The 22211-nt window shown below is 33.5% G+C and carries 23 protein-coding genes; 18 read left to right on the forward strand and 5 right to left on the reverse strand.

What is annotated here, in order from left to right:
• Positions 1 to 2: 2 nt before the first annotated feature.
• From lptC to GB234_RS04310, 4 genes are all read left to right on the forward strand, one after another.
• Positions 3 to 572, forward strand: coding sequence for an LPS export ABC transporter periplasmic protein LptC (gene lptC, locus GB234_RS04295; protein ID WP_151893279.1), 570 nt, complete (start codon positions 3 to 5; stop codon positions 570 to 572).
• A complete protein-coding gene (locus GB234_RS04300) occupies positions 562 to 768 on the forward strand; it encodes a hypothetical protein (RefSeq protein WP_151893280.1) in 207 nt (68 codons plus the stop codon). Before lptC ends, GB234_RS04300 begins: the two co-directional genes overlap by 11 nt.
• Positions 769 to 959: 191 nt before the next feature.
• A complete protein-coding gene (locus GB234_RS04305; RefSeq protein ID WP_371863333.1) occupies positions 960 to 2156 on the forward strand; it encodes a hemolysin family protein in 1197 nt (398 codons plus the stop codon).
• Positions 2157 to 2339: 183 nt separating this feature from the next.
• Entirely contained in the window at positions 2340 to 4463 is a 2124-nt protein-coding gene (locus GB234_RS04310; RefSeq protein ID WP_151893282.1) for a peptidylprolyl isomerase, read from the forward strand.
• A gap of 97 nt (positions 4464 to 4560) precedes the next feature.
• On the opposite strand, the gene GB234_RS04315 is transcribed toward GB234_RS04310, so the two are convergent.
• Together GB234_RS04315 and GB234_RS04320 are read right to left on the reverse strand one after the other, a co-directional pair.
• On the reverse strand, positions 4561 to 5469 hold the full coding sequence (locus GB234_RS04315; RefSeq protein WP_151893283.1) for a GYDIA family GHMP kinase: 909 nt from the start codon (positions 5467 to 5469) through the stop codon (positions 4561 to 4563).
• A 6-nt stretch (positions 5470 to 5475) separates the two neighbouring features.
• Entirely contained in the window at positions 5476 to 6789 is a 1314-nt protein-coding gene (locus tag GB234_RS04320) for a hydroxymethylglutaryl-CoA reductase, degradative (RefSeq protein ID WP_151893284.1), read from the reverse strand.
• A 168-nt stretch (positions 6790 to 6957) separates the two neighbouring features.
• Between GB234_RS04320 and GB234_RS04325 the strand changes: the two genes are divergently transcribed.
• From GB234_RS04325 to GB234_RS04345, 5 genes are all read left to right on the forward strand, one after another.
• On the forward strand, positions 6958 to 9135 hold the full coding sequence (locus tag GB234_RS04325; RefSeq protein ID WP_235906049.1) for a S9 family peptidase: 2178 nt from the start codon (positions 6958 to 6960) through the stop codon (positions 9133 to 9135).
• Positions 9136 to 9164: 29 nt separating this feature from the next.
• The gene (locus GB234_RS04330) at positions 9165 to 10754 is read left to right on the forward strand and encodes a peptide MFS transporter (protein WP_151893285.1); all 1590 of its coding nucleotides are present in this window, start codon (positions 9165 to 9167) and stop codon (positions 10752 to 10754) included.
• A 119-nt stretch (positions 10755 to 10873) separates the two neighbouring features.
• Positions 10874 to 11431, forward strand: a complete 558-nt coding sequence (locus tag GB234_RS04335) for a thioredoxin family protein (protein ID WP_151893286.1) — start codon at positions 10874 to 10876, stop codon at positions 11429 to 11431.
• 21 nt (positions 11432 to 11452) lie between these two features.
• Positions 11453 to 11995 carry a thioredoxin family protein gene (locus tag GB234_RS04340; RefSeq protein WP_151893287.1) on the forward strand — a complete coding sequence of 181 codons (543 nt, stop codon included), beginning with the start codon at positions 11453 to 11455 and terminating at the stop codon, positions 11993 to 11995.
• Positions 11996 to 12188: 193 nt separating this feature from the next.
• Positions 12189 to 12866, forward strand: a complete 678-nt coding sequence (locus tag GB234_RS04345) for a hypothetical protein (protein WP_151893288.1) — start codon at positions 12189 to 12191, stop codon at positions 12864 to 12866.
• 59 nt (positions 12867 to 12925) lie between these two features.
• On the opposite strand, the gene GB234_RS04350 is transcribed toward GB234_RS04345, so the two are convergent.
• Complete coding sequence (locus GB234_RS04350; RefSeq protein ID WP_235906073.1) at positions 12926 to 14896, reverse strand: ComEC/Rec2 family competence protein; 1971 nt, start codon at positions 14894 to 14896, stop codon at positions 12926 to 12928.
• Here GB234_RS04350 and GB234_RS15165 point away from each other — a divergent pair.
• On the forward strand, positions 14850 to 15008 hold the full coding sequence (locus tag GB234_RS15165; protein WP_235906076.1) for a hypothetical protein: 159 nt from the start codon (positions 14850 to 14852) through the stop codon (positions 15006 to 15008). The two genes, GB234_RS04350 and GB234_RS15165, sit on opposite strands and share 47 nt — an antisense overlap.
• 110 nt (positions 15009 to 15118) lie before the next feature.
• On the opposite strand, the gene GB234_RS04355 is transcribed toward GB234_RS15165, so the two are convergent.
• Both GB234_RS04355 and lpxB read right to left on the reverse strand, forming a co-directional pair.
• Complete coding sequence (locus tag GB234_RS04355; RefSeq protein ID WP_151893290.1) at positions 15119 to 15634, reverse strand: C40 family peptidase; 516 nt, start codon at positions 15632 to 15634, stop codon at positions 15119 to 15121.
• A 38-nt stretch (positions 15635 to 15672) separates the two neighbouring features.
• Positions 15673 to 16785 carry a lipid-A-disaccharide synthase gene (gene lpxB, locus GB234_RS04360; RefSeq protein WP_151893291.1) on the reverse strand — a complete coding sequence of 371 codons (1113 nt, stop codon included), beginning with the start codon at positions 16783 to 16785 and terminating at the stop codon, positions 15673 to 15675.
• A 389-nt stretch (positions 16786 to 17174) separates the two neighbouring features.
• Here lpxB and GB234_RS04365 point away from each other — a divergent pair, with 389 nt between their 5' ends.
• The 8 genes from GB234_RS04365 to GB234_RS04400 all read left to right on the forward strand — a co-directional run bounded on the left by GB234_RS04365 (position 17175) and on the right by GB234_RS04400 (position 22127).
• On the forward strand, positions 17175 to 17942 hold the full coding sequence (locus tag GB234_RS04365) for an RHS repeat domain-containing protein (RefSeq protein WP_262714098.1): 768 nt from the start codon (positions 17175 to 17177) through the stop codon (positions 17940 to 17942).
• A gap of 11 nt (positions 17943 to 17953) precedes the next feature.
• Positions 17954 to 18217, forward strand: a complete 264-nt coding sequence (locus GB234_RS04370; protein ID WP_151893293.1) for a hypothetical protein — start codon at positions 17954 to 17956, stop codon at positions 18215 to 18217.
• A gap of 8 nt (positions 18218 to 18225) precedes the next feature.
• Positions 18226 to 18834 (forward strand): hypothetical protein, encoded by a 609-nt coding sequence (locus GB234_RS04375; protein ID WP_151893294.1) that lies wholly within the window; start codon positions 18226 to 18228, stop codon positions 18832 to 18834.
• Between the two features lie 122 nt (positions 18835 to 18956).
• Positions 18957 to 20099, forward strand: coding sequence for a hypothetical protein (locus GB234_RS04380; RefSeq protein WP_151893295.1), 1143 nt, complete (start codon positions 18957 to 18959; stop codon positions 20097 to 20099).
• 22 nt (positions 20100 to 20121) lie between these two features.
• Entirely contained in the window at positions 20122 to 20412 is a 291-nt protein-coding gene (locus tag GB234_RS04385) for a DUF1493 family protein (protein ID WP_172966838.1), read from the forward strand.
• A gap of 306 nt (positions 20413 to 20718) precedes the next feature.
• The gene (locus GB234_RS04390) at positions 20719 to 21081 is read left to right on the forward strand and encodes an RHS repeat domain-containing protein (RefSeq protein WP_262714102.1); all 363 of its coding nucleotides are present in this window, start codon (positions 20719 to 20721) and stop codon (positions 21079 to 21081) included.
• Positions 21027 to 21722 carry a hypothetical protein gene (locus GB234_RS04395; RefSeq protein WP_151893298.1) on the forward strand — a complete coding sequence of 232 codons (696 nt, stop codon included), beginning with the start codon at positions 21027 to 21029 and terminating at the stop codon, positions 21720 to 21722. The genes GB234_RS04390 and GB234_RS04395 overlap by 55 nt, the downstream gene beginning before the upstream one ends.
• A 6-nt stretch (positions 21723 to 21728) precedes the next feature.
• A complete protein-coding gene (locus GB234_RS04400) occupies positions 21729 to 22127 on the forward strand; it encodes a hypothetical protein (protein WP_151893299.1) in 399 nt (132 codons plus the stop codon).
• Positions 22128 to 22211 lie beyond the last annotated feature (84 nt).

Here is a 22211-nt window from a genome sequence, read left to right on the forward strand (position 1 = left end):
GAATGATTTTAAAATCACATATATATAAAAGCGTGATGGCCATATTAATGGTCATCACGCTTTTTGCGTGTGATAATAATTATAAAAATAAACAAAAGCTGTCCATAAGTGATATGGAGCCACTTGCTATAGGTGTTGATATTAATGTAAAATATACAGACAGTGGAAAGGTAATGACTAATCTGTTGTCAAAAAAATTACTTGATTATTCAAACTATAGTTTTCCTTATCAAGAGTTCCCAGAGGGTGTTGAAGTACGGTTTTGGGAAGATGAAAAGATGAGCACAGTAACTGCAGATTACGCTATTAGATATGAAGAAACAGGAATAATTGATATGCGAGAAAATGTCAAAATTATTACAAGTGATAGTTTAACCTTAAGTGCCTCGCAGTTATATTGGGATCAAAATAATGAATGGGTGTTTACGGATCAACCCTACCAGATTAAATTTAAAGATGGCTCCTATAACGACGGTGGGCAATTTGACTCCAGTCAAGATTTTACAGAGTTCATTTCATTAAAAAATAAAGGTGTTCAACTAATTGACAAACAAGAAACAGATGCGAAATAGTATTTATAAAATTTTTGAATATGCATATATTGCTATGGCTATAGGCTCATTATACCTAGTTTTTAGTTTTTGGGAGGAGCAAAGAGGTCGCGCATATATGTTTATCTTTTTTGCTGTGGTTGCAGTATTTATGTTTTTCTTTAAACGTCGTTTTCGTAAAATGATTGAGAAACGTAATAAGGACCTAAATAAATAATACACTTATTTATTCTGAAATTTTAAGGGTGAAAGTAATTTAGATACTCCAACTGTAGTTTATAGATTTTTAATTTAAGTTTAGATTTCAAATTCATTAGCTATCTTTACATTAATAAATAAATCCATCATTTGGAATACCATCTAATAATCATTATTCTTTCCCTAATTTTCTCTGCATTCTTCTCAGGGATGGAAATAGCATATGTCTCTTCAAATAAGATACATATTGAAATTGAGAAAAAACAAAACGATTTTCTAGCAGGAGTACTCAAAAAAATAACTAAGCGACCTTCTAAGTTTATAGCCACTATGCTTGTGGGTAATAACATTGCACTCGTTGTCTATGGATTTTTTATGGGTGAATTGCTTATGAGGTATATCCACGTTGACGGTGCTAGTGGACTGTTAATTCAAACAGTAATTTCAACATTAGTTATCCTTTTAACTGCAGAGTTTCTGCCTAAGGTATTTTTTCAAATTTATGCAAATAGCTTAATTAAAATATTTGCCATTCCAGCATATTTCTTTTATGTATTTTTTAGTTTTATATCCGAATTTATAATTTGGATTTCAGATCTTGTTCTCAAGTACATCTTTAAAACAGAGGGTGATACAGTGCAATTGAGTTTTAGTAAATTAGAGCTTGGAAACTACATAACCGAGCAAATGGAAGCCGTAGAGACCGAAGATGAAATTGACACAGAGATTCAAATATTTCAAAATGCACTAGACTTTTCTGAAATAAAATCAAGAGAAGCCATGATTCCCCGAACAGAGGTTGTGGCTGTGGAACTCACCACAACGCCACAAGAATTAAATAAAATTTTTACCGAAACAGGGCTTTCAAAGATTCTGGTTTACAAAGAAAACATTGATGATATTGTAGGATATGTTCACTCTTTTGAACTGTTTAAAAAACCTACAAGCTTAAAAAAAGTATTGACCCCAGTAATTTTTGTTCCAGAAACAATGCTTTGTAAAGATGTGTTGAATATACTTAGTAAAAAAAGGAAAAGTATTTCGGTAGTTGTTGATGAATATGGTGGCACAAGTGGTATTATAACCGTTGAAGATATAATTGAAGAATTATTTGGGGAGATTGAGGATGAGCATGATAGTATTGGGCTTGTAGAGGACGAGTTAGGAGAGGGGCATTACCATTTTTCGGCAAGGCATGAAGTGGATTATTTAAACGAAACTTACAAATTACAACTTCCAGAAAATGAAAACTACGAGACTCTTGGAGGGATGATTGTAAACTTCACAGAAGGTATTCCTCAAAAAGATGAAAAAGTAATTATTGGAGAATACGAATTTAATATCCTCGATGTTTCAAACACTAAGATTGAATTAGTGGAGCTCAAGCCATCAAAATCAATTGATTAAAGACAATTTTTATTTTAACTTATAAGTTTAAACAAGGTGAAATTTCCGAAGAAAAACACACTGTTGCTATAACTTTAATTTTTTACACAAAGTTTTTTTATTAATGCAGGGAAAATGGTATTTTCGCCCACTAAATTAATGTGGTGCTGTGTGTTAAAAACAGCATTAAAATTATCCTGAACGATGGCAATTTTAAATAGTATTAGAAAAAGAGGAGTTTTCCTTATTATAATTATAGCGTTAGCGCTTTTCTCTTTCATCCTTGCAGATGTGATTAGAAATGGCGGTTTTTCTTCAGAAAAATCTCTAACTACTGTGGCGACTGTCAACGGTGAAGAAATGACTCGTGATGACTTTATGAAAAAAGTAGAGCAATCTCAGCGCACATTAGGACCTAATGGATCTACAGCGCAAGCGATGAATATGGTTTGGGACCGTGAATTGCGTTCAGTTTTGCAAAACCAAGAATATGAAAAATTAGGACTTACGGCTCAACAAGATCAAGTAAATGCTTCTTTGCAAACAGGACTTGCTTCTAATGCTACATTTCAGGATGTTGATGGTAATTATAGTCCTGCAAAAGTGCAAGAATATATTGCAGATGTACAACGCAACAACCCTACTGCATATCAACAATGGATTGATTATGAAAATGGATTAAAAGATAATATTTTACAAACTCAATATTATAATTTAATTAAAGCGGGAATGAGAAGCACCTTAAGTGAAGGGGAGCAGCAATATCGTTTTGAAAATGATAAAATAAATATAGATTATGTATTTGTTCCTTATACAAAAATACCTGATACAGATATTACCGTTAGTGATTCTGAAATAGGGAGCTACATAAAAGATAATCCGTCTGATTTTGAAGTACAGCCTCAAGTAGATATTCAATATGTTTCTTTTTCTGAAAAGCCATCTGAAGAAGATATGCAAGCCGCTAAAGCAGATGTAGCTGCATTGTTAAATGATCGTGAGGTCTACAATAGTAGTAGTAAAACAAAAGAAGTTGAAAAAGGATTAAAGAACACAACAAATTATGCTGAGTTTGTAAATGCAAATAGCGATATAGGCTATAATGACAGAGTATGGTTTAAAAGTGAGTTGCCAGCAAATATTGCAGATACTTTGTTTGCTATGAACGAAGGTGATATTTATGGGCCTTACCAGCAAGACAACACTAACAATTTGACTAAAGTTATTGAAGTTACACGTTTGCCAGATTCAGTACAGTCAAGTCATATGTTAATTCGTTGGAAAGGAACAATGAGAGCTAGTGATGCAATTACTCGCTCAAAAGAAGATGCAAAAAAATTAGCTGATAGTTTAAATGCTTTGGTTAAAAAATCACCAAGTAAGTTTGAAGATTTAGCAAAGCAATTTTCTGATGACAAATCAAACAGTGAAAAAGGTGGTGATCTTGGATATTCTGGGCCAGGTAGAATGGTGCCAGCTTTTAATGACTTTATTTTTGATAACAAAGAAGGTTCAGTAGGTGTTGTTGAGACAGATTTTGGATACCACGTAGTAAAAGTAGGTGAACAAAAAAATATGCAAAAAGCAATTAAAGTAGCAACAGTGTCAAAAGAGATTGAGGCTAGTGAAAAGACATTAAATGATGTTTTTGCAAAAGCATCTAAGTTTGAAGTTGCTTCTCAAAAAGGTGACTTTACTGAGGTTGCTAAATCACAAGAGCTTAATTTAAAGCCTGTAAATAAAATTAGCAATATGGATGCAAGTATTCCTGGTATTGGTAACAATCGTTCAATTGTAAATTGGGCATTCGAAGAAAACAGTGAAGTAGGAGATATTAAAAGATTTAGTACTTCTGATGGGTATGTTATTGCTCAATTAACACGTAAAAGTCCAAGAGGTCTTATGAGTGTGGCAGAAGCTAGTGCTGTTGTTACTCCAAAATTACGTAACAAAAAGAAAGCTGAAAAAATTAAAGCAGGCATTTCTGGAAACGATCTTAACGCTATTGCAACAAGTCAAAATGTAACAGTGCAAAATGCAACTGCAATTACAATGGCGGCACCTACGCTTCCAGGAGCAGGGGCAGAGCCTAAGGTTGTTGGAGCAGCTTTTGCTAAAAAAGCTGGTGAATCTACAGGATTGATTGATGGCGAAAAAGGAGTATTTAAAGTAAAAGTTACAGCTGTAAATCCTGCACCAGGACTTGAAAATTATGCTACTTATTCAAATCAATTAAATAGCGCAGCTACTCCAACAGTTAATTCTAAAGTATTCCAAGCTTTAAAAAATGCAGCAGATGTTGAAGATAACAGAGCAAATTTTTTCTAGGATTTCAGGGAAATAAATAATATAAAAAAGCCTTTTCATTTATGAAAAGGCTTTTTTATTACGCTTACAGGAATGGTATTTGTTTAAAATCTACCTCTTAAGTTTTCAATATCATTTCTTCAAAAGACAAAATAGTATTATACCCTTTAGCTTTAAAATACTCCAAGTCATTTTTATTACCAGTTACAAGAATGAAATCACCACCCCAAGCACCAAGGCTTTTTATTGTATTAGGATAATCATTAAATAATCTAGACTTAACAGTGGGTTGTTTTATAATTATTGAAATAAGCGCTTCATGTGCGTTTAATAATGCTTCAAAATCTTGCAACGTATAACACATTAAAAGTTTGTTACTCAAATCTGTAATTTGTTGTAACTGTTTTTTTGAAACCAAAGCGTTTTTATAAGCAGCAATACCTTCTTTGCTGTTCTGTTTTTGATTAAGATGCACAAAAAAGAGAGCGTCTTTAAAATCCCAATTGAGGTGTACATTTCTTACCTCCGGTTGAAGCGTCTTGTTTCTTATATAAAATATAGGTGTGCTATGCTGTGCTGCAGCAATATCATAACCACTGCCGCCAAAACTCTTTTCAAGTAACTCAAAAGCATTAACATTTGCCCATTGCGCAATGTTATTAATAAGTGTAGAAGACGTCCCCAAACCCCAATTTCGGTCAAAATCAAGATACGTAGTTACAGCGTATCCATTTTTAGAAGTTAAAAAGTTTTTGTTTAGATTTCTAGCAGCTTTCAATATATCACTAAGTGTTGCAGATTCCTTAGTTTCTTTTTCAGATTTTAAATTTGATAACTCAAAATATGATTCAAACCAACAATTTTTATCCTTGTCAAAACTTTTCCAAAAAAGTCCAGGTGTATTATTTTTTTCAACCGACAAAGTCTGGCCGTATTTAGTAGGTAATGCAAGTGCTGTCGCACCATCAAGTACTACATACTCACCTGTAATGAGTAATTTTCCGTTGCTGTAAAAGGTTTGTTTCAAAAATTATTATGTTCTTTTGTTTGTAACGAAATTTACTACAGCACTATGAGAAACGGGGTGTTTTTTAAAATACTCAACAGCTTCTGTCTTTTCAATTTCCGAAGCATTTAAGCCATTTAAAATATTCATTAAATGCATTTTCATATGTCCTTTTTGAATGCCAACTGTAACCAGAGACTTCAATGCAGCAAAATTTTGCGCTAGACCAGTAACTGCAATAATCTCCATTAATTGTTTTGCATTTGGTTTTTGTAACAAGCTGAATGCAAATTTTACAAGTGGGTGTAGATTGGTGAGTCCACCCACAGTTCCTATTGCTAGCGGTAGTTCAATCCAAAATTTAAAAATCCCTTTTTCAACCTTTGCGTGTGTCAAGCTTGTATAATTTCCGTCTTTAGAAGCATAGGCGTGAACTCCAGCTTCAACGGCTCTAAAATCATTTCCTGTTGCTAAAACTACAGCATCAATGCCGTTCATAATTCCTTTATTGTGCGTGACGGCACGTCTAGGAGTTGCCTTTGCTATAGCTACTGCACGCACTATTTTGTTAGCGAAAATCGCTCCATCCATCCCTTCAACGTTTAATTTTGAAACTGGACAACTTACCTCTGCTCTCACAAGACAATCTGGAACATAATTAGAAAGTATGCTCATAACAATTTCAGGATATGCTTCGGAAATTTTAAAGGGTTGAAATGATTGTGCTTCATTTTTAAATGTACTAGCGATTACCTCTAAGCAACTATTTATAAAATTAGCTCCCATTGCATCCCCTGTCTCAAAAGTACAATGTAGTTGAAAGTAACCTTCTAATGTATCGGTTATGTTGATAAATTCAATATCGAGCAAACCGCCACCTCGCTTTTTCATGTTTTTCTGTATAGCGTCGATACTAGAAATTAGTGTGGGTTTAATTTCTGCAAAATACGTTTCCAAGTCTGTTACATTTCCGAAGAAATTAAAATGAACTTGCCCGTTTTTTATCGTTGAGAGTACTTGAGCTTTAAAACCTCCCTTGTTTAACCAAAACTTAGCGGCATTACTAGCCGCCGCAACAACAGAGCTTTCTTCAATGACCATAGGGATGGTATAAAGATTGTCATTTATAAGAAAATTGGGGGCAACTCCAAGCGGTAAATAATAATTTGAAATAGTGTTTTCAATGAAGTCGTCATGCAGTTTTTGCAGTGCTTCATCACTGTTCCAGTATTTTTTTAAGATAGTAATGGATTGTGAGTCATCTGCAAGGTAATTTGCTGATAACCATTTAATTTTTTGTTCTTTAGTTTTTTTGTAAAATCCTGATACCGGGTTTACCATAGATAGGTTTTTGAGAGTGACAAAGATAGGGGATAGATTTTAAAATTTGAGATGTAGAATCCACCCAATTTTCATTGTTTTTTCTATAATAACGTGCGTATTTAACAGCGTAATTGCCTAAAAATACCTAAAAATTTACTAAACTTGTCATACTAAAATTTTAACAGTTTGAAGCACACAATACTTTCCCCATTTTTTCTTTTATTACTCACAGTCTTTACTACGCTTAACGCTCAAATACAGGACATCACCGTTGAAGATATTTACGGTGGCACTTTTAGAGCTGAGCGCCTCGATGTTTTACGTTCATTGCAAAATGGAAAAGAGTATGCAGTGCTTAATTATAGTAGGCAAATGGCGGCTTCAACGGTGGATGTGTATGACTATAAAAGTGGTGAGAAGGTTCGTACGTTAGTTTCTTCAAAAGATTTAGCGGGTATTGATTATATAATTTCTTATGAGTTTAATAGTGATGAGTCAAAAATGATTCTTGCTACTCAATTAGACCAAGTCTATCGTCGCTCTGCATTAGGCACCTATTATATCTACGATTTGAAGACAAAACAATTGTCTAAAATTTCGGAAGATAAAATACAAGAACCCGTTTTAAATAATGCTGGCACAAAGGTAGCTTACGGGTATGAAAACAATCTTTACATTAAGAACTTGAACTCTGGAAAAGTAACTCAAATGACAAATGATGGTTTAAAAAACAGCGTTATTAATGGTATAACTGATTGGGTTTATGAAGAAGAATTTGCATTTGTGAGAGCTTTTGATTGGAGTGCAGATGGAAAACATATAGGCTTTGTTAAATTTGACGAGAGTGCAGTACCACGTTTTTCAATGGATGTCTTTGGAAAAGAACTTTACCCCAGTCAACAAGTTTTTAAATACCCAAAAGCAGGTGACCCTAATGCAATAGTATCATTACATATTTATGATGTTGATGCTGAGAGTACTAAGGATGTTGAGCTTTCAAAATATAACAGTTATTATATTCCACGTCTTGAGTGGACAAAGGATAAAAATACATTAAGTGTACAACTTACAAATAGAAAGCAGAATGTGGTTGACTTGGTTTTTGTAGATGCAAAGTCTGGAAAAACTACTTTGGTTCGTCAAGAAAAAGACGATGCTTATGTAGACATTACTGATGATTTGACCTTTTTTGATGATACTAGTTTTATTTGGACAAGTGAGCGCGATGGTTGGAACCATATTTATTACTTTGATAAAAATGGAAAACAAAAACATCAAGTAACATCGGGAAATTGGGAAGTAACAAATTATTATGGTTACGATAAGAAGACAAATAAAATTTTCTATCAAAGTACAGAAAATGGAAGTATCAACCGGGATGTATATAGTATCTCACTAGACGGTACAAACAAAAAAAGGTTGACTACTGGAACAGGGACAAATGGAGCAGATTTTAGTGCTGATTTTACTTATTTCATTAATTCATTTCATAACACACAAACACCTTACACTTTTACATTGAATGACAGTAAATCTGGCGGTGTAGTTAGAGAAATTATAAATAACAAAGCACTTAAAGAAATAACTAAGGGTTTTAAAATATCTCCTAAAGAATTTTCTACAATTAACGTTAATGGTTTTGATTTAAACATGTACACCATCAAACCTCTTGATTTCGACCCTAATAAAGAATACCCTTTATTTATGTATCAATATTCAGGGCCAGGATCTCAGAATGTTGCTAATAAATGGGATACTTCAAATGATTACTGGCATCAAATGTTAGCACAACAAGGTATCATTGTAGTATGCGTTGATGGTAGAGGAACTGGATTAAAGGGTCGTGATTTTAAGAAAATGACTCAAAAAGAACTTGGAAAACTTGAAGTTGAAGACCAGATTACTGTTGCTCAAAAATTAGGTCAAGAACGTTATATTGATGCTAACAGAATAGGTATTTGGGGATGGAGTTATGGTGGTTTTATGTCAAGTAATTGTTTGTTTCAAGGAGCAGATACATTTTCAATGGCAATAGCTGTTGCACCAGTAACAAGCTGGAGGTATTATGACACAATCTATACAGAGCGTTATATGACAACCCCGCAGGAAAATGCTAGCGGTTATGATAACAATTCTCCTATTTCACACGTAGATAAATTAAAAGGAAAATATTTATTAGTACATGGTAGTGCTGATGATAATGTACACGTTCAAAATACAATGCAATTAGTTGAAGCATTAGTACAGGCAAATAAACAATTTGATTGGCGTATTTACCCAGACAAAAATCATGGGATTTATGGAGGTAATACACGCATCCATTTATACAATATGATGACAGATTTTATTAAAAACAATTTATAATAACCAATTATTAATTAATACTCGATTACATGGAATTTAAATTTGGAGGTTCAGAAACAAACCAAAAAACGGTGCTAGGGCATCCGTCTGGTTTATTTGTATTGTTCTTTACAGAAATGTGGGAACGCTTTTCTTATTATGGAATGCGTGCACTTTTAGTACTGTTCTTAGTATCCTCAATGTTAGATGAAGGATGGGGATGGGAACGTGCAGATGCACTTTTATTGTATGGATGGTACACTGGACTTGTATATATCACTCCTATTTTTGGAGGATTAATTGCAGATAAACTTACTGGTTATCGTAATGCGGTTGTAATTGGAGCTTTGTTGATGACTTTAGGTCATGCAGCTATGGCGCTTGAAGTTTTCTCAGATCCTTTTTTCTATGTAGGATTAGGACTTCTGATTATTGGAAATGGTTTGTTTAAACCCAATATTTCTTCAATGGTAGGTCAATTATATTTAAATCAAGGGAAAGAAAAAGACGCTGGTTATACAATATTCTATATGGGTATTAATGCTGGAGCATTTTTGGGTATTTTACTTTGTGGTTACATTGGTGAATCTGTTGGTTGGCATTATGGATTTGGACTAGCTGGAATATTTATGTTCTTTGGAATGTTACAATTTTACTTTGCACAAGGCATTTTTGGTCGTATAGGTCTTTCTCCTAATAAAGCTCAGGATTTTGATGATGCTGTTGAAGACACTTTTGAAGACACTAAACATGCAATTGAAGATACAATTGAAGATGCAAATTCAAGTAAAGTTACTAGAGATAGGTTGATTGTAATTGGTGTACTTGCGTTTTTCACTATTTTCTTTTGGTGGGCATTTGAGCAAGCAGGTGGTTCAATGACAATTTTTGCTGCAGATTATACAGACAGAATTTTAGAAGGAAGTGGAGCACTTACATTTAAAATATTTAACACTGTACTTACTATAGTGCCTATGTTAATTATTACTTGGGTTTTAGGTATGTTATTTAAACAAACATATGCAAAATACTCGCTTTCAAATATTTTGTTAGGTACTAGTTTTGTTATTATTTGGGCAATTGTAATTTGGATGTTAGTAAGAGAGTTTAATGCAGATTCTTCTGAAGTTCCTGCTTCTTGGTTTGGTATATTAAACTCCTTCTTTATAATTGCATTTGCACCATTGTTTTCTAGATTATGGCAAAGTAAATACAACCCTTCAGGGCCTGTTAAGTTTGCTATAGGTCTTATTTTATTAGGACTTGGATTTGGTATTCTAGCATACGGTTCAATGGCAATCCCATTAGGAGCTAAAACAGCATCAGTAAGTATGATGTTCTTAATACTAGCATATTTATTCCATACTTTAGGAGAGCTTTGTGTTTCACCTGTAGGACTTTCTTACGTGAGTAAATTAGCTCCAGTTAAATTAGTAGGTCTTATGTTTGGAGTATGGTTTGTAGCCAACTTTATTGCAAATACTGCAGCGGGTATTACTGGTAGTTACATGGATCCAATACTTGAAGAAAAAGGACTTTCTTATTTCTTTATGATATTTACATTAATACCAATAGGTGCTGGTGTTGTTATGTTAATACTTAACAAAACTTTAATTAAGAAAATGCATGGTATACGATAACCATCACAATTAATTAGTATAAAAAACGTTCCATTTTGTGGAACGTTTTTTGTTTTGTTATATTTAGAAAAGAAGAACGACTACACTTTAAACACTTCTCTTTTTAATACAATTTGAATATGAAAAATACTGTACTCATAATGTTACTTTGCATTGCAACATCAGTTAGTGCTCAAAAGGGTGTTAATTGGTTGTCTATGAATGATGCTCTTGCCATTCAAGCACAAGATCCAAAACCTATTTTTATCGATATGTATACTTCATGGTGTGGTCCATGTAAAATGCTAGACAGAAATACGTTTAGCAATGAAGATGTTATTAATTATATGAATGAACATTACTATGCTGTAAAGTTTAATGCTGAAGGAGACGAGAAAGTAACATATATGGGTAATAATTTTGGGAACCCTCGTTACGATCCCGCAAAAGCAAAGAGAAGAAATACACAACATGATTTTGCTAAACATATGAGTATACGCGCATACCCTACGGTTGTGTTTTTAAATGAAAAAGGTGAGTTATTAACGGCTGTAAAAAGCTATCGTACACCACAACAATTAGAGTTATACTTAAAACTTTTTGCGACAGGAGATTATAAAAATTTAAAATCTAACGAAGAGTTTGCTGCTTACACAGACAACTTTGTACCACAATTTAAAGAGAAAAAAGGCAAGTAAGTCTAAACATAATACTCTACTATGAAATATATACTTTCACTTCTTTTACTATGTACAATAGCTAATGTAGCAGCACAAGATAAAATTAATTGGATAACTATGGACGAGGCACTTGCTGCCCAAGAAGAAGTTCCTAAAAAGATTTTTATGGATGTTTACACAAAATGGTGTGGCCCATGTAAAATGCTTGATAAAAATACCTTTAGCAATCAAGACTTAATCAAGTATGTTAACAAAAATTTTTATGCTGTAAAGTTTAATGCAGAAGGGCCAGACCCAATTACTTATCAAGATTTTACATACACAAATCCACAATACCGTCCAGATCGTAAAGGTAGAAACGCAACACATTTTTTTGCAGATGCATTAAAACTTGCAGGATATCCAAGCTTGGTGTTTTTTGAGGATGACGGAAATTTAATACAATCGGTACCCGGTTATAAAACAGCTCAACAGCTAGAATTGTATTTGAAAATGATTGCTAGCGATGATTATAAAAAAGTAACTACCAGTACTAAATGGCAGGAGTATCAAGACGATTTTAAAAGTAAATTTAAGGGGTAATCTTGAATTTATATGTTTAAAAAGCCTTCATGAATCTTTAAGATTTATGAAGGCTTTTTTATGCGACCAATCAGAATTTAAAAATTTTGCAGTAGTATGGGTAACAAATAAAAATTAAGTGAACTATTAAATATATAAACAAGAGTAATGGCCATTACCTTAAAAAAATAGTACAAAACCTTAAATTTTAAACATGAAATATTTATCAAAAATTTTAAAAACTACGGCATGTGTGTTTGTTATTTCACTATCAATAGTAGGCTGTTCTAGAGAAAGTAACACACTTGAAGTTCAAGAGGATTCACAGAACTTAACAAATACCATTCAACATGACTCAAAAGCACCTAACTATAATGGTGAGGTTGAATATCTCAATTCGGAACACCCAGAATTTATTCGGAATTTTGATATACTAACAAGTGAAGGGGTAGAAATGTTGACTTTAAATGACGCAATTAAAACATTTGACGAGGATGGCAATACCACATATTTATTTACTGATGAACGTAACGAATTGTATGGAACACTTTATTTGAGAGGAGAATATAGAGGATCTATTAAATACACGCACACAGTGGATGCTAATGGAAATGATCAATTAAACCTATCTAATATAAGAGGAGACCGTAGTGTGAATGTTTTTTCTGAAAAAAATATTGCTTCTAAATTGAGTGGAGGTGGATCAGGAGGTGATTTTAATTTTACTGAATGTGTGTCTGTTGGTACTATGTGGGTATTCTACAATACTTTGTCAGGACCACCGCCGCATAATTCCGTTTATCACGCATATATAAATAGCGTTATTGCAGTTAATGGTATTGTGATAGGATGTGGTGCTGCACAAGTTTTTTGTTGGGTAGCTGGTTGTTAAAAAATAATTGTATGAATAGTATTAGCTCTCTTTTAATTTAATAAAAGAGAGCTAATTGGTTATTCAGTGTTTTTCATTACAAAGGCTCCATCTTCCCCTGTGTGATGAAATAAAATTCCTCGAATCTCGCATGTCACTTTCCATCTTGCAACGCTTGAATGGTAATTGCTTCCATCTGCAACTATTTGAATAGGATTTAGGCTGTCAATCAATCTATTTAAATTAACCCTCGGGCTCTCAGTTAAGACAATAATTGGTTTTTCTGAAATTTTAGGAAATACACCCAGACTATCAAGAACGACTATAGGGGTGGCATTGTAGTTAAAATATGTTGGGAGTTTTTCTTCTGTAATTTTGTGTATATAATTAGCAACGCTATAACTTTTTAAAGGATAGGTTACGGTGGTTAATGAGGCAGTATCACTTTTAAATAACTTCATTTCCGAAGCTTGCTGAATACCAATTAATGTTTTTCTGCTCTTCTGAAATATAACTAATTTGTTTTCTCGGTGTGTTTCAATTTCCATTATAAAAGAACCAATAAATATTATGGTAGCAACCATACTTAATAGCAATCGTTTACCAGTAGTGCGTGACCAAAACAAAAAAAGAGCCGTAATTAAAAAATAGCAAGCAATCACATTCCATTTAGAGAAAGGTATGTCTCTAAAAAGGAAACTATCTTGTGCCGCTACCCAGCCTATAAATGCATTCATTTGTTCAATAATCCATCCATAACTTTTTGCTAATGGGTCTGGTAATATATTTAAAATGGCAAGCAATAAAACGAATATCCCAATGCCCAGGATAAGACCTAAAAACGGCAATACAATAATATTTGTAATAAAAAATAATCCAGGAAATTGATGAAAATAATATATACTCAATGGTAAAATTCCTATTTGAGCAGCGAGGGTTACCGTTAAAATTCCCCATGCTTTTCGTTTAATATAGGTACGAGGCATATAGTAATTGTAGAGTTTGGGTTGTATTAATAGTATAGATAATACTGCGAGATAACTTAATTGAAATCCCACATGCAGCACCCATAACGGATTATAAAAAAGTAAGATGATAAATGATAATGCTAATGAGTTTATTGTTGCAGAACGCCTGTTTAAAAGTCCAGCAAAGGCAAGACATGAAAACATGGTGACAGCCCTACAAACAGATGGCGATAATCCTGTAATAAAAGCAAAGGCCCAAAGACATAAGATAATTAGTAAACTTCTAAAAAGTTCTCCGTGCCTAATTCTTAATAATGGTCGAAATATAAATTGAAGGATAATAAATATAATTCCTACATGTAAACCAGAAACTGCTAGAATATGTATAGCACCTGCTGCTGCATATTGAGAATAGAGTGTTTTGTTAATATCTCTTTTTTGACCTAAAACAAGAGCCTGGATGATGGCTTGTGCTTTAGGTTCTATAGGTGTTGTCTTTAATTTGCTAATGATAGAAGTACGAGAGCTTTCTGCAAGTCCTCTTAGAGTAGTACTATTTTTTATAGTGTGGATAATGTCACTGTTTTTAAAACGAAGTTGATGATGCACACTTAAACTTCGCATATATTTTTTATAATCAAATTGGTCTGGATTTAAAGGCGCTTTAATAGGCAACGTTTGTGTTTTTATTAAAATTGTTGTATCAATTTCAAGTTCAGGATTTAAGGTGTCTTTTTGAATGGATACTAGTAAATTTCCTTTTGCAGCCTGTCCATTTATATATGCTACTTTAGCAATGTATTTTGAATTATAATTATCTGGTTTTAGTATTTCTGAAATGGTTATTTGATATTCCATTTCAGTATTATTGATAAGTGAATGGCTATAATGTTTGGGTTGAAATTGGGGTTGGGTGCTTTGATAATTATAACACCCAATAAAGAAAAATAGAAGAAGTAGGATAGTTCCAAAAAACGGATTTGGAAAAAGTTGTTTTCTAGCAACGAGCACACTAATGCCTAGTAAAAAGAATAAAATGACAACAACGGGAAAGAATGAAATTGAAATTTCAGCAGCGAACATTCCCGCAATTATCCCAAAAAGATATGCAATTGATACTCGTAAAATGGTAGAGTTAATAAACTTCAAAAAAGGGGCATTGATTGATGCCGCTATAAACGAGGGAGGTTCTTAAAGATAGGTTATTTAATCTTAATGAGAGTTTATAATATTAGAAATGTTCAAAAACCTATCTGGTTGAGCGTAATCGAAACCTCCATAAAACAGAAAATTTTGAAAGCAAAATTATAAAATAGTCCTAGCCTCAACAAAAGCATTTTTCCAGTAGCCTTCTTCTAGCGAAGAAATAATGACCCCTCTTGATGTGGTAGAGTGAATGAACATAATGCCATTTTTTCCTGTGTCAACAATTAGCCCTACGTGATTTATGTTCTTGCTACTTTTACTTGTTTTAAAAAAAACAAGATCTCCTTCATTTGCTTTATCAATTGAAACTCTCTTGCCACGCTTTGCCATATCGCGAGATACTCGAGGGAGTTGGATATTTTCATTAGCAAAAGCTGTGTATACAAGCCCAGAACAATCCATTCCTCTATTTGTTGTGCCGCCATATTTATAGCGTGTTCCCTCAAACGTTTTTGCAAAATCTACAATACTTCTTGAAGCTCCTCTGTTACTAGATTTTGATATAGAGACATTTCTTTCTGTTTTAATTTTTGATGGGCGAGAGGTTGAACCTTTTGAGCTTCCGCAAGAAGCAAGTAAGATTGATAGAAGAAGGATGTATAGCTTTTTAGGCATTTGAAGAGGTTTGTTGTATTAACAAAAAATTAAGAGATCTATTGTATTGCTTTAATAATTAAAGAGGCAGTTTTTTCACTTGCTCCTTTTCCGCCAAGCGCTTTTTCAAGGTCATAATATTCTAAAAACAGTTTTGCGCGTTGGTAGTCATCAAGGATTTTAGTAAGTTCTTCTTTCAAACGTTTTTTGTTAAATTCGGTTTGAATTAACTCTGTCACTACTTCTCTATCAAGGATTAAATTTACTAAAGAAATATATTTTAAATCAATAACTCGCTTTGCAATTTCATAAGAAACACGGGAGCCTTTATAACAAACCACCTGCGGAATTTTAAACAACGCAGTTTCTAATGTCGCAGTCCCAGATGTTACTAACGCGGCATGTGAAACGGATAACAAGTCGTAGGTTTTATTAAGTAATAAATGTACATTTTGCTTTTTAATAAATGGCGCATAAAAGGCGGCTTCTTGGCTTGGAGCACCAGCGATTACAAATTGGTAATCTTTAAAATCTTCGGTCACCGAAAGCATTACCTCCAGCATTTTAGAAATCTCTTGTTTACGACTTCCTGGGAGGAGCGCAATGATAGGGCGATCGTCTAAATTATGTTCTTTTCTGAAATTTTTGGGGTTGGTAATTTCTCTATCAGCAATGGCATCTATTAATGGATGACCTACAAAATGAACAGGAAATTTATGTTTATCCTCGTAAAATGTTTTCTCAAATGGAAGAATCACATACATTGCATCAAAATCTCGTTTGATGGCTTTAATTCTGCCTTCTTTCCATGCCCAAATTTGTGGCGATATATAATAGTGTGTAGGGATTTTTAACTTTTTTGCCCATTTAGCAATGCGCATATTAAACCCGGGGTAATCTATAAAGATGAGTACATCTGGTTTAAATGCTAAGATGTCTTTTTTACAAATTTTAATGTTCTTTAAAATAGTACCAAGATTCATCACCACTTCAATGAACCCCATAAACGCTAACTCACGATAGTGTTTCACTAGAGTTCCACCTTGTTCGTGCATCAAATCACCTCCCCAATACCTAAAAGTGGCATTTGGGTCTTTAGCTTTGAGTTGCTTCATTAGGTTGGCGCCGTGCAAATCTCCTGAGGCTTCTCCTGCGATGAGGTAATATTTCATTGGGTTATTAGTTATATTTTTTCGTTGAAATTTTAATGCCACTAAAATACACAATGTGTTTTCAAAAATTGGATTTCATTTGTATTTCTGAAATAAAAAAATTAAATAGTCTTTTTTGTAATCCAAGTTATATGGGATTTCTACTCCGGTAGCGATACTTCTTAAAACGGTGAGATTTCGAAATTTTCGTTGTTCTTTTTAAAAGTTAATTTCATGTTTATTAAATTCTTAGATACTTTCTCTGTCAAGGTTGCTTGTGTATTGCAATTTACAAAAAGCATTACATGGACTACCATAGCTTAACCGCTCGTAATCAGCAGTGGTTACAAGCTAGTGCTAGTGTGGGGTGTTGACAGACAAAAAAAACACCTACCTTTGAGGGAGGTTCTTTGGCTTATTTTAATGCAGACATAAAAAGCTACTCGGATTACTATCCCTTCGGGATGCTAATCCCAGGACGTCACGGGAACTCTGGAGACTACCGTTACGGGTTTCAGGGACAGGAGATGGATAATGAGATTAAGGGTGAAGGAAATTCGCTTAATTATAAATATAGGATGCACGACCCGAGAGTGGGTAGGTTTTTTGCAATAGACCCGTTATTCAAAAAATATCCTTGGAATAGTTCTTATGCATTTAGTGAAAATAGGTTGATAGATGGTGTCGAGTTAGAAGGGTTAGAATTTTATTTAACTTCTAACGGCGAGAAACTTGGCAAGTTTGGTGATGATAATACTATAAGGGTTATGAATAATTTATATGTAGATGAAATGGGGGTTGATAATATTAAAATGAATATACATAAAGATGGAACTCCTGGCTCAAACCAAAATTATATATTAGATTTTAATAGCAAACCACTGATGTCAAATGAAAGTGAAACAATTTCCAAAGTAGTTACTGCTACAGCAAAAAGAGAAGGCATTGGTTCAGATATTGAATTATTTAATGACAAAATCAGTGTTGAAGGAAATGAAGGTGAGGCTGATTTTAATTATTCTGATAAAATGACACAAGAAAAATCATCTCAATCGCATAATGCTCAAGCCTTTGGTGAATTAAATAGTAATAAAGGTGGATTTGCTGTAACTAAATATTATAAATATAACAACACTACAATCTTTCAAATGATGTTTTTCACGAAATTAGACACATAGAATACTATTCAATGGGCTATGAAACATATGGTATTAACGAGATGTCTGTTTATATCGATCAATTCAAACATAAATCATGGAGTAACACCAGTAGTGCTTTTAAATTTGAAACAAAAAGATCATTTTTAGGATATCTTAATTCTGGAACAGAATTCCTTGATAGTGTAGATTATATAAATAGAATGAAGAATATGTATGAGAAAATATTTGATACCAAATTAGAATTTCAAAAAGAAGATCGAACTTGGAAAGATCCAAACATTAATCAAGAATAGAAGCCTGAATGAAAAATTTATTATTTATTGTATTAATCATTATCACATTTTCTTGTAACAATACCTCCAAAAATAACTCTCAAGAAATAACTTGTGAGTCAATAGATATATTTTTATATAATGAAGATTGTAACGGTGCTCATCCCAATCCATTGCTTCTTTCTTCATATAGTATAAATATTAAAATCACAAATTCATATAATAACTCAATATTACTTGATTTTGATTTACCTATAGCTAGAGTAGTAAATAACAAAGGAATTGCTACTGATTTAGAGGTTTTCAAAAAAAATAATATAACTGTAATATTCGAAGAAAAGAAAAATAATTTTTCAATTCCATCCAATTCTAACATTAATTTACATTTAAGAGATGTTAATTCGACCAGATTTAACTTTAATGATTTTGAAAAAGATATTTTAAGAAAAGATATTTTAAATTCTAATTTAGTATTTAATAATGTGAACAGTAAAAAAATGACACCTTTCCCAAATGTTTTAAGAATCCCTGAAAATATAAAAATTAGATATTATATTGATGATTTACCAGTAAATAGAAATGATACTATAAAATTTTGTAAGGTTTCGAAACATCCTCCCGCTAGCGCTAGTCTATAACTAGTGCCGTTATTTTTGAGCAATAAAACAGAAAAACTATCCATATTTAGGGTAGTTTTTTTACTTTTATACCACGTTCTTTTACATATTAGAAATACTATATAGGTTATCATCCCTTCGGGATGCTAATCCCAGGACGTCATGGGAACTCTGGAGACTACCGTTATGGGTTAAATGGGATGGAGAAAGATGATGAAGTTTCTGGAGAAGGAAATTCTTACACTGCAACGTTTTGGCAATATGATCCTCGTGTTGCTCGAAGGTGGAATACAGACCCAGTTGTAGTAGCGAATGAATCTCCATATGCTGCTTTTAGAAACAATCCTGTTTTGTTAGATGATCCAAATGGAGATTGTTCTGATTGTCCTGAGAATGCAAAGAAAAATCAAGTTCATATCTCAAAAAATGAAGGTCGTAATGGTGGGATGCCTTTCAAAGCACCTAATGGAGAAATGATGTCTGGAACAGATGGAAAAGGTTTAGTTTATTCTGATGATTTAGATAATGTTGCTTGGATATACACGGGCGATGAGGCTGGTTGGCAAGCTCTTGCCTTTGAAACTAAAGATGGTAATACTTTTGTATGGGACTCAGATAAAGCTTGGTATACAACTAGCGCAGGAGAAGAATTTGATGATCTTTCTTCTTTCAATATCACTAATGCTATTGGTAAAAATGTTTCACCCTTAGTTCAAATAGCAGTTGATAAATATACTAAAGGGGATGCTTTTAAATCATTTAAAGATGCTTTAAATGAACACGGAGGAAGCCTAGCTTCATTTGTTTGGGATGGAGTTAAAGATTCGGCTTCTAGTATGGTTTCTGGTGGTCGAGAAGGGTCTCAAGCTAGGTTAAGTTTATTTACAGGAATTTTAAGTGGTGGCCCTTCGGGTTTTATGGGTGCTTCTGAATTTGGATTGGGTGCAAATATTTTTGGAACTGTCAGTAAAAAAAGTTTAGGTTTTAAAACTGGTTTTGGTTTTTCTAAACGGTTAAATTATTTTTCAGCATTAGCATATAGCAATATAGGGACAGGTGCAAAATTGTCTGTTAGAAAAAAAGCAGGTTTATTTGTTCAAATATCACATAATGCAGGTAATTTATTAAGTAGAAAAAAATTCAAATGGTTATATAGCAAAGATAAAGCAGCCTATATAGGTAGAGATATGCAAAATAATGCTATGGGTCAAGGTTTAATATTAATGGGACATAATGGTACAACAATAATTAGTACCCAAACAGATTTAAATTCAGATGAAAATTAGCAATAAAGAGTTATTAAACTGGTTGTCAGAGAGATTATTAATCAATGTTACAAATAAGACTGTTTTTTTTAATGATTTAGGTCTCGATGGAATAGATTTAGAAACTTTTATCTTGGAATTTATGGAAGAATTTAAGATAGACTTTTCATTATTCAATTTAGAAGAATACACATTAGAAGGAGTCAACCTATATCAAATATGGTTTAAAGGTAGAAAACCTAAGACTTTTAATGTCAATCATTTGGAGAAAGTTATAGCTGTAGGAAAATGGTACGACCCAAGTGAAATAGAAAAATATATTTTAACAGAGTAACCCCCGCTAGCGCTAGTTTGCAACTAGTGCCGTATTGAGTAGGCAGGGAAATAAATAGAATATAAAAAGCTATGATGTTTTAGAATGTTATAGCTTTTTTATTGTGCCAATTTTTGAGTAAGGTCTGCCTTCAGTACAAAAGCAGACAGGAAATCTTTTACCGAGCAGCATCTATTAAAATCTGCAACAAACCTACGCCAATGTTTGCGTATTGATAGTTAAGTTAGATTAAGGCTTCTATTTAATAAAATAGAGGTCTTTTTTTGTTAACTTTATATCACGTTCTTTTAAATTTTAAAATACTGTATAGGTTATACTCCCTTCGGGATGCTAATCCCAGGACGCCACGGGAACTCTGGAGACTACCGCTATGGGTTTACAGGATTAGAAGGAGATGAAGAGTTGAAAGGTATTGGAAATCACTATTCTTTTGGCGATTATGGGTATGACCCAAGAATTGGCAGGCGGTGGAACATTGACCCCAAATTTAAAGAGATTGCAGGTCTTTCGCCGTATTCTTATTCTCTAAATAATCCACTAGTTTATAAAGACCCTGACGGAGAACTTCCGATACTTCCATTGTTATTAAAAGCAGGGGCGGCAGGGGCGCAGATATGTTGGCACAGGCTGCAATGGCTTATTATTTTGACCCAAATGTTGAGAATGTAGGACAAGCCTTTGAAACAGTTAATTGGTGGCAAGTTGGCAGGTCGGCAGCAGAAGGATTAATACCTTGGAAAACACCGGGCGGTAAAATTGGTAGAGCAGCCGCCACAGCTTCGGGAGACGTCTTGGCAAATGCTATTTATGCAGGTTCAAGTTATTCTAAATCACAAGCACTACAGGATTTTGCAGTTGGATTTATTGGAGACCTTGCAGGCGGTGGACTGGGAGAACTTACTGCGAAGTATGGTTCAAAAGCTATTGCCAAAGGACTTTCAAAAATGGGCTTTGAGTATGGCGATGTAAATAAAATGCTTGGCGGTGGAATTAAGAATAATATAAATGAGACGGTAAATGGAGTTACAGCTAAAAGAAAAATGGTCGGATGGGCAGAAGGAAAAGTTGCAGTTATTGGTAGAGACCAAAAGGAAAGAGTTAATAAGTTTGCTGAAGGTATTGGAGCAGAAACTTGGGATGGATTCGATATTAATTTGCCAGAAGCTGAGAATATAGCAAACAATAAAAAATGGATTCAAGGTCTCAAAGACGAAGGTTATACTATCTACGATACAGGTACGGGCCCAAAATCTCCAGATAAGGGAGCTTACTATGGAATGGAAACTAAAGAAGTATTTGATGATAATTAAAACACTATGGAATACAAAATAATAGATAGCCCAATTCTGATAAAAGAATCATTTGCCTTTTTAGAAAAAGACTATGGCTTTGAAATTATCGAAGAAGATATTGACAATTCAGGTGTCTTATTCATCTATCAAAACGCAAGTGGTAAAGTTAGCCTATGTTTTGATTATCGAAATAATGAGTTCAATGTTACACTAATTAAGGGTAAATATACTGCCTATCCTAATGATGCAGAATACTGGGAAACGGTAAAACCAATGGAAAGCCTGATAAAAAAGAATGACCCAAATTTTAACACTCAAAAGTTACAACCCAATGGAAAAGAATATATAGAAGCGGTTAGGTTAAATGCTAATCTACTGCAAAAATATGGTAACAAAGTGCTGAAAGGTCAAGAATGGTTTTAAGTAGAACTACCCCCTGCTGGTGCTGGCGCTAGAATGTAGTGCTGGCTACCGCTAGTATTTACTAGTGGCGTTATGAGTTGTCTC

The sequence above is a fragment of the Patiriisocius marinistellae genome (assembly GCF_009014635.1).
GTDB lineage: Bacteria > Bacteroidota > Bacteroidia > Flavobacteriales > Flavobacteriaceae > Patiriisocius > Patiriisocius marinistellae.